1 pseudogene is annotated in these 1,879 nt (G+C 49.7%); it reads right to left on the reverse strand.

Features of this window, described 5'->3' with window-relative positions:
* Positions 1-1,879 (reverse strand): annotated as a pseudogene (locus tag ACTHS8_RS10765) (hypothetical protein); the annotation flags it as partial.

Consider the following 1,879-nt stretch of genomic DNA (forward strand, 5'->3'; position numbering starts at 1 on the left):
GCGCCAGTAGCACCGGTATCACCTTTGTCGCCTTTAGCGCCAGTAGCACCAGTGTCACCTTTAGCGCCAGTAGCACCAGTATCGCCTTTAGCACCAGTAGCACCAGTATCGCCTTTAGCGCCAGTATCGCCTTTAGCACCAGTTGCACCAGTGTCACCTTTAGCGCCAGTAGCACCAGTGTCGCCTTTAGCGCCAGTAGCACCAGTGTCACCTTTAGCACCAGTTGCACCAGTGTCACCTTTAGCGCCAGTAGCACCGTCTTTACCATCTTTACCGTTTTTACCGTCTTTAACGATGGTAGTAGTCACTGAGCCTTCATTTTGATCAGTAATAATGATGGTATGGGTACCGTTTTCGTCATCATCTTCAACTTCAATAGTGTAGTTGCTGCCGTTTTCGCCAGCAGGACCAGTATCGCCTTTAGCACCAGTTGCACCAGTATCGCCTTTTTCGCCTTTAGGACCAGTTGCACCGGTATCGCCTTTTTCGCCTTTAGGACCAGTATCGCCTTTAGCACCGGTAGCACCAGTATCGCCTTTAGGACCAGTTGCACCGGTAGCACCAGTAGAACCACCACCAATTACGCTCAGGGTATATTCGTTAGAGCCGTTTGAGGTCATTGTCAAACCGTTACCGGCGATCAATTTCAGAGTGTTATTGGCATTTGATTTAGGATCGTATTTGTATGTACCTTCAGCTGGTGAGCTACCGCTACCATTATGGCCTGAGAATACAAACGGATTCAGGTTTTCGATGCGGTTTGCAACAGCGTACAATTGAGAGCCGTTGATTGCATCGGTAGAAGTTGAAGAGATACGACCTGCGGCAACGTTTTGGATTTGACGTTCGTTACCTGCAGAGCCTACAGACAATACTGCGCCGTTACCCAAGCCGCTGGTTGCGCCTGCAAAACCACCGTAAGTGTATTTGCCAACGGTAGCGCTGTTAGTAGGTGAGAATGCGCTGGTTGTAGAACCGTTACCCAGGGCTACGCTGTTTTCGATAGTAGATTTAGCTTCAGTACCCAAAGCCAGAGTGTTTTTGGCTGTTGCTTGAGCACCGTTACCCAGAGCAGTTGCATATTCACCACCATTGGCTTGAGCACCACGGCCCAATGCGATGGCTTGTTCTGAAGTGGCTTGGCTTTGTACGCCCAAAGCTACTGAGTATTTACCTGTTGCTTGAGCAGCAGGACCGAATGCAGAAGCAGAAATACCGTCGGCTACAGAACCGCGACCGATTGCTACGGCAGAACCTTTTTTAGCTTGAGCGTCGCCACCCAATGCTACCGCGCCGTTTGCCAGGGCTTGAGAACGTTGACCGATGGCAGTTGCTACGATACCGGTTGCTTGAGAGTCGGTACCAATCGCCATTGCAGAACCGGCATTATTCACCACGCCGTCACCATCAGAACCAGTTGAAGTACCATTGGCTGTCGCACCATAACCTACTGCAACGTCGGCAGCTTTTTGGGCATTTGATTTAGAACCTACTGCAATAGAGTTATTACCAGTGGCTTTAGCAGCAGTACCTGCTTTATTACCCAGAGTACCATCTGTCGCACCACCAATAGCCACAGAGTTAGTACCTACTGCTTGAGCAGATGCACCACCGGCAAATGAGCCCTCGCCATTAGCTTGAGACAATACGCCAATAGCGGTACCACGTGCAGCAGTTGATTCAGCATAAGCACCGATACCAATTGCATTATCGCCTCTAGAAGCTGTTTTTGTACCGATAGAAATGGAGTTATTGTTAGCCGCAGTAGCAGTTTGACCCACGGCAATAGAGTTAGACTCAGCAGCAGTAGCGTTAGAACCTACAGCAACTGCAGCTTCTTTATTGGCTTGCGCATATGGACCAACTGCAACTGTCAGAT

Source organism: Neisseria sp. P0016.S008 (genome assembly GCF_051957775.1).
Lineage (GTDB): Bacteria > Pseudomonadota > Gammaproteobacteria > Burkholderiales > Neisseriaceae > Neisseria > Neisseria flavescens_B.